Here is a 6000-nt window from a genome sequence, read left to right as displayed (position 1 = left end):
GAGCAGCTATTTTCAGCGCTAACTACGTTGAATTTACTTGCAATAGGCCAGCTATTGACGCGTAAGTTCGCCTTGTTTTCACTGAAAATCTCTGGCTAGAGAAAAATAAATTTAAATATCATTATAATTCAATATATTAGTAAATATCTTAACCAGAGTTCAGGTTAAATACGTTTTAGCTAAATTGATGATGCGAAATATCCACTTTATCAGTTAATAAAAAAGCGCCTACTATAAAGTAGGCGCTTTTGTGTTAGTTGCGTTAATTACGCGTCTAACTGGGGACAGAACCTGCTTTAGCAATTGATCTATTTGCTAAAAAGGTATTAATTCGTTTTGTAGGGGTAAGTACAATGGCATTGCCCAGTAGTACTAAGCTAAATCCTGCAAATGTATTTGCATGCCATTCAAAGCCCTCAAAAAAGCTACTAAGTGTGACAGCAACCAACGGAAATAAAACAATAACGTAGCTGGCTTTTGCAGGGCCGATATTCTTTAGTAGGGCAAAGTAACAGCCAAAAGCGATTACGGTGCCAAATACCGATAAATAAAGTAATGATAACCAGTAACTAGTCGGTGCATTTAAACTAAATTGCACATCATTTATTAATACATATAAAGCTAATCCAAGAGCGCTATATAACATGCCCCATGCATTGCCTTGCAATACACCAATTTGTTTTTGAGAATTGCGCACGCTTACCATATTTCCTAATGAAGCCACAAAGGTGCCACCAAGAGCAAGTAGTAACCCGACCAACGCACCGTTACTCAAGTCGAACTGCTGTAGTTGTGGCCAAAATAAGCATGTAATGCCTAAAACAGCTAATACAGCACCAGTATAAATTCGTTTTGAAATTGGTTTACCAAAAAATAATCGAGTGTTAACTATGTTCATAACGAGTAGCATTGAAAAAGCGATAGAGGTCATTGCTGATGAGAGGTAATTTTGTGCCCAGTACAGCAGTAAGTAATTTAAGCCAAAGTTACAAATAGCTAATAAAGCGAAAAAACCATGATCCACTAATGAAAAACGCATAGCGGGTTTTTTATACGCTACATATAACCACATTAAAAGTGCTGCAATAGCAAAGCGATAAAATAACGACAACTCTACCGCAATATCACCTAACTGAAACTCAATGGCTAACCAAGTAGAACCCCAAATTAGAACGGTAGTAATGTATAGCGCTGCACTTTTCATGGTTGATCTCCAAAGCTCAATTGAGTGGCTATTTTAAGACCTATCTGTATACTTACCATAAACAGAAAAGTATAAATGTAACCTATACAGATTTGGTGCGTGATGATAAGACAAAAAAATAGCCAAGGGCACGAGTTTTTATATCAGCAAGTTATTCAGTTGATTAGAGATATGAGTGCTCAGCAAGTTTTACTCCCAGGCGAAAAACTTCCATCGCTACGTAAAATGGCAGATAACTTAAATATAAGTATCCCCACTGTAAAGCAGGCGTACCAAGTACTTGAAGATCAGGGGCTAATAGAGGCGCGTGAAAAGTCTGGATACTTTTTGAAAGTAGTCACTATGGCGCACAACCTACCTAAACGGGTTAAATTAAGTCGCGAACCAGTCGTTGTAAATAAACAAGCATTAATAGAGCAGGTCTACAGTGCGATTCATCAGGCCAACGTAGTACCTTTTGGCATTGCTAATCCAATTGCAGCTGCGCCAACTGATAAAGCACTTGCCAGAAATATGCGCAGAGTAATGACTATTGCTGGCAGTAAGGCCATAAACTATGGGCCAACAGATGGTTTTGTACCGCTGAAAAAACAGCTGGTGTATCGCTATTTAGATTTTGGTATTGGCGTTAATATGGACGAGCTAGTGATCACCAATGGCGCGCAAGAAGCCATGGCTATCGCGCTAAAGTGCGTGACACAGCCAGGTGATATAGTGGCCATAGAAACGCCCTGTTATCATGGGATCATAGAGTTAATCGAAAGCTTAGGCCTTAAAGCACTCGAAATACCATTATGTCCAGATAATGGCATTTGGTTAAACGATTTAGAGCATGCTTTAAATGAGCATAACATTAAAGTTTGTTTGTTTTCGACTGCGATTAGTAATCCTGTAGGCAGCTTCATGCCAGATACAAACAGGCAGCAGCTGGTGGAGTTACTAGAAAGCCAAAATGTAGTGCTGATAGAAGATGATGTTTATGGTGATTTATATTTCACAGCAAAACGAGGCACACCTGCATTAGCTTACTCCAAAAAAGGATTAGTGATCAGTTGCTCATCTTTTTCTAAAACGGCTGCGCCAAGCTATCGTGTTGGTTGGCTGATTGCTGGTAAATTTGCAACACAAGCACGGCGATATAAAAGAGCATTAAGCTGCTCTGCTTCATTAATAAATCAATGGACGCTATCAGAATTTGTTGCCAGCGGGGAGTACGACCGAAACTTAAAAGTACTTAGGCAACGCCTGCGCGACAACAAAGAGCGTATGCGGTGGTGTTTACAACAAGTCATGCCGCAAAGTACGCGTATAAGCGATCCACAGGGAGGCTGCGTTATGTGGCTCGATTTAGGGGGCGAGTACGATAGCCAAAAATTATTTTTACTTGCGTTAGAAGTGGGTATTAGTATTACACCGGGGCTTATTTTTTCGGCCTCGAATAAATATAAAAGCTGCATCAGATTAAGCTATGGTGTGCAATGGAATGAGCAAATTGAACAAGCGATAGTTACGCTGGGTAAGCTTACCTTACTAGCTAAAAAGTAATATTGTAGAACACAAAAAAGCAGCATTTAAGTAAACTTAAGTGCTGCCAAAGGGATGTTAAATAACGTAGGTTGTATTAGTTTTTAAAGCTAAATAACTGGTAACCTTTAAGTTCTGGCACTTGCATTACTAATTTCTCTTCTTGTTTTGCAATATCGGCAAAGTTGCCACATAAAGAATTAGCGCGTTTTTCAAGTGCGTTTGCATGTAACTCTACTTTTTCTTCTATTTGTGCGCCCATATTTTCCATGCGTTGCTCAAAAGCATCCATATCGCCGCCTGAACCAAGTAACTCAGAGCCTAAAGCGACTAAAATACTACCCATAGATTGCATTACAGCCGATTCGACTACCGTCTCCATTTGTTCTTCAAACTGTTGCTCAAAATTTTCACCAAATTGGTTAAAGCTTTGTTGCCCCATCACAAATGTACCTTGCTGGTAAAAAGTGTTTTCTACTTCGATTTTAATGTCGTCCATAAGTGCAGACATATTATCAAGGCCGTCAATATTAAATGCATTACCTACTTCTTCTAGTGCAACGCCGGCAATTTTAACGCCTTCAAGCGCGATGTTAGCTACTTCAGGCAACTGGGTGCGTAAACTATCAGAATATTTAGTGAGTGCTTCACGTTGCGAGTCATTAAGTGCCACAAATTGGCCATTTACAGTTAAGTCACCATTGGAATTAAATTGCATGGTTTTATTGTTGGCGGTAAAAATTTCTAATTCATTTGGTTTAATACGCACGTCGTTTTTAAATTCTACATCGCATTGATCACTGCTAAACGAAATAGTTGAATCGTTGTCGTTATGAGCCATAGCTGCTGGCGTACAAATTAATGCGCTAACTAATAGTAATTTTTTCATGTGCATTCTCTACTTTATTGTTGATGACTATTAACTTATAACAAGTTTGGTGCCACTATTTTTTTATATTAATAAACAAATAGTTAATGTTTATTTTGGTTTTAAGCCAGTTTACTTTGATTATAAAAAAACTATTTTTTAGTCAAATTCACTAAGTTATATAAAGCTATAAACAATATTTATCGATACGATAAAAAACTCTCACTTTCCACAATCGAAATTTAACGCTATTTATTCACATTACTGACATGAAGATTATTTACGATAGTCACATGGCTTTATTTTGATGCTAATTTGCACCGCAATTTAGTGTTAAACATTTTAATTTTATCAACTATTGCGATAATAAAATCTTTAGTTGGTCTCAAACACTTTATGGAGTGGGTTGTGGGTAAGACATTTAGTTACGATGCGCTAGATGACGATTTTGTTGAAGATGAGTACGAAATGCTCGGACGTAATCAACATGATAAGAACAAGCAAAAGGTTAAGAAAAAGTTGGAAGACTACCTTGAGCAAAAGCGCTTGCGTAAAAATCTAGGCGAAGACGATTTAAGCGATTATACCGACTAAATCACGCTAGTATAAATAAATACCAATTAACATTGGGCGCTTAAATGTTCAGTTATTCGTATGTTCAAGTGCCAATAGTATTGGCAATAAAGAGGCTCAGTGCCTCTTTATTACTTTTTAAAGCGTATTTTTAGCTTGTGTTAATGCTCTTTGAATAGTGAGCTCTAGTTTTTCTGGTTTAGTAAAAGGTGCGTAGCGCTTAATGGGTGTACCATCTGCGGCAATTAAGAATTTAGTAAAATTCCATTTAATTTTTCGTGTTAAAAAACCTGGCAAAGCCGACTTTAAATAGCGAAATACAGGGTGTGCGTGCTCACCATTAACATCCGCCTTGGCTGCCATTAAAAAACTGACCCCATAATTAATCAAACATCCTTGCTCTATTTGAGTAGCATCTCCGGGTTCTTGTTGACCAAATTGATTACACGGAAATCCTAAAATAATTAAACCTTGGTCGGCATATTTAGTATGTAAAGCTTGCAATGACTCATACTGGTAGGTAAATCCACATTCACTTGCGGTATTAACGATAAGCACAACTTTACCTACAAAATCATTAAAATTAATAGTGTTACCTTGTAAGCTTGTTGCGCTTAATTGATGAAATTGGTGCATATTCACATCTTTATTATTGTTGTTGGCAGCATTTTAACCCTAGTACGGTACTTCATAAAGTATAAAGGTTACAAACCTTGCGCCGCAATTAAATCGCCCCTAGATTGAACAAATTTCAATCCACAAAGATCAACACGCCCTAGTTCAAAACTAGAAATAACCCCATACCGGCAAGTGTTGTGTAATAAATATTATGTGTTTTATAGGCAACAATAATAGCGACAATAGCAGCGCTAAGATAAGGATTTTGCCAGTTCAAGTTTATGCCATCTTCATTTAAAAACACGATCGGCACCCAAATTGCTGTAAGCACAGCAGGTGCGCTAAAACTTAAAAATTGCTGCATTTTAGGGCCTACCTTAAATGGTAAAGCGCGATGCAAAAACAAATAACGGGTAAAAAATGTAATGCATGCCATTAGTAAAATAGTCGTCATCATGCGTTAACTTCCTTTTTAGCAATTAATCTTGCTGTGCTGTAACCAGCGGTCATTGCTAATAGTGCAGAGCAAACAAGCCATAACTCAAATCCCGTACTTTTTAAAAGCGTCGCGCTAATACCCGCCACAATGACTGTTACTAATGAGGGGAGGTTTTTAATGCCAGGAATAACTAAAGCAATAAATGTCGCAGCTATCGCAAAGTCGAGCCCTAAATTAGTTAAGTCGGGTAGCATTGTGCCCGCAATAATGCCTATTAATGTCCAGATGTTCCATGCTATATAAAAGCTAAAGCCTGCGCTTAGTGCGTATATTAAACGTGTTTTTGTTCTATACGCTTTTCGGTGGTGAGAAAATGCAAAGAGCTCATCGGTTAAAACAAAGCTCACGGGTAAGCGCCATCGCATAGGTTGGTCAATCACTTTATGGCGCACAGCTAAACCGTATAAAAAATGCCGAGAGCTAATGATAAATGTTGTGAATAAAATTGTGAGTAACGGGGTATTCCCTGCCATTAATTCAATGGCAACAAGTTGAGCTGATCCTGCAAAAACTAACAGTGACATAGTTTGTGTTTCGAGTGCTGTGAAACCATTTTGTATCGCTAACGAGCCACATAAAATACCCCAAGGGATCACCGCTAAACACAGTGGCAGCATATCTAAAAAACCTTTTAAAATAGCTTTTTTAACTGGTTGCATGGCATTTACTCTCGTGGCTTGTAGAATGGCTCATAAGGATACCTTAATATTATGA

At 38.0% G+C, this 6000-nt stretch carries 7 protein-coding genes; 2 read left to right on the top strand and 5 right to left on the bottom strand.

The annotated features are described in order from the left end of the window. Positions 1-274 precede the first annotated feature (274 nt). Entirely contained in the window at positions 275-1204 is a 930-nt protein-coding gene (locus H5119_RS11365) for a DMT family transporter (RefSeq protein ID WP_182702309.1), read from the bottom strand. A 102-nt stretch (positions 1205-1306) separates the two neighbouring features. Between H5119_RS11365 and H5119_RS11360 the strand changes: the two genes are divergently transcribed. Next, on the top strand, positions 1307-2749 hold the full coding sequence (locus H5119_RS11360) for a PLP-dependent aminotransferase family protein (RefSeq protein WP_182702308.1): 1443 nt from the start codon (positions 1307-1309) through the stop codon (positions 2747-2749). A 76-nt stretch (positions 2750-2825) separates the two neighbouring features. Here the strand turns inward: H5119_RS11360 and H5119_RS11355 are convergent, their stop codons facing one another. Beyond that, positions 2826-3617 (bottom strand): YggN family protein, encoded by a 792-nt coding sequence (locus H5119_RS11355; RefSeq protein ID WP_077536574.1) that lies wholly within the window; start codon positions 3615-3617, stop codon positions 2826-2828. Between the two features lie 387 nt (positions 3618-4004). On the opposite strand from H5119_RS11355, the gene H5119_RS11350 reads away from it, so the two are divergent. After that, complete coding sequence (locus H5119_RS11350; RefSeq protein WP_007579801.1) at positions 4005-4190, top strand: PA3496 family putative envelope integrity protein; 186 nt, start codon at positions 4005-4007, stop codon at positions 4188-4190. A gap of 117 nt (positions 4191-4307) precedes the next feature. Here the strand turns inward: H5119_RS11350 and H5119_RS11345 are convergent, their stop codons facing one another. From H5119_RS11345 to H5119_RS11335, 3 genes are all read right to left on the bottom strand, one after another. After that, complete coding sequence (locus H5119_RS11345) at positions 4308-4805, bottom strand: glutathione peroxidase (protein WP_182702307.1); 498 nt, start codon at positions 4803-4805, stop codon at positions 4308-4310. 139 nt (positions 4806-4944) lie between these two features. Then, positions 4945-5244 carry an AzlD domain-containing protein gene (locus H5119_RS11340; RefSeq protein WP_077536576.1) on the bottom strand — a complete coding sequence of 100 codons (300 nt, stop codon included), beginning with the start codon at positions 5242-5244 and terminating at the stop codon, positions 4945-4947. Next, positions 5241-5945: an AzlC family ABC transporter permease gene (locus tag H5119_RS11335; RefSeq protein WP_182702306.1), complete on the bottom strand. Its 705-nt coding sequence runs from the start codon at positions 5943-5945 to the stop codon at positions 5241-5243. The genes H5119_RS11340 and H5119_RS11335 overlap by 4 nt, the downstream gene beginning before the upstream one ends. Positions 5946-6000: the final 55 nt, after the last annotated feature.

It is taken from the genome of Pseudoalteromonas sp. SG45-5 (assembly GCF_014164085.1).
Taxonomy (GTDB): Bacteria; Pseudomonadota; Gammaproteobacteria; order Enterobacterales; family Alteromonadaceae; genus Pseudoalteromonas; species Pseudoalteromonas aliena.
Note: the sequence above shows the minus strand (reverse complement) of the source record. Positions and strands in the feature narration are given on the sequence as shown.

Coding starts and splice junctions, on each gene's coding strand:
- H5119_RS11355 (WP_077536574.1), bottom strand. CDS start 3,617: ATGAAAAAATTACTATTAGTTAGCGCATTAATTTGTACGCCAGCAGCT.
- H5119_RS11345 (WP_182702307.1), bottom strand. CDS start 4,805: ATGCACCAATTTCATCAATTAAGCGCAACAAGCTTACAAGGTAACACT.
- H5119_RS11340 (WP_077536576.1), bottom strand. CDS start 5,244: ATGATGACGACTATTTTACTAATGGCATGCATTACATTTTTTACCCGT.
- H5119_RS11335 (WP_182702306.1), bottom strand. CDS start 5,945: ATGCAACCAGTTAAAAAAGCTATTTTAAAAGGTTTTTTAGATATGCTG.
- H5119_RS11365 (WP_182702309.1), bottom strand. CDS start 1,204: ATGAAAAGTGCAGCGCTATACATTACTACCGTTCTAATTTGGGGTTCT.
- H5119_RS11360 (WP_182702308.1), top strand. CDS start 1,307: ATGATAAGACAAAAAAATAGCCAAGGGCACGAGTTTTTATATCAGCAA.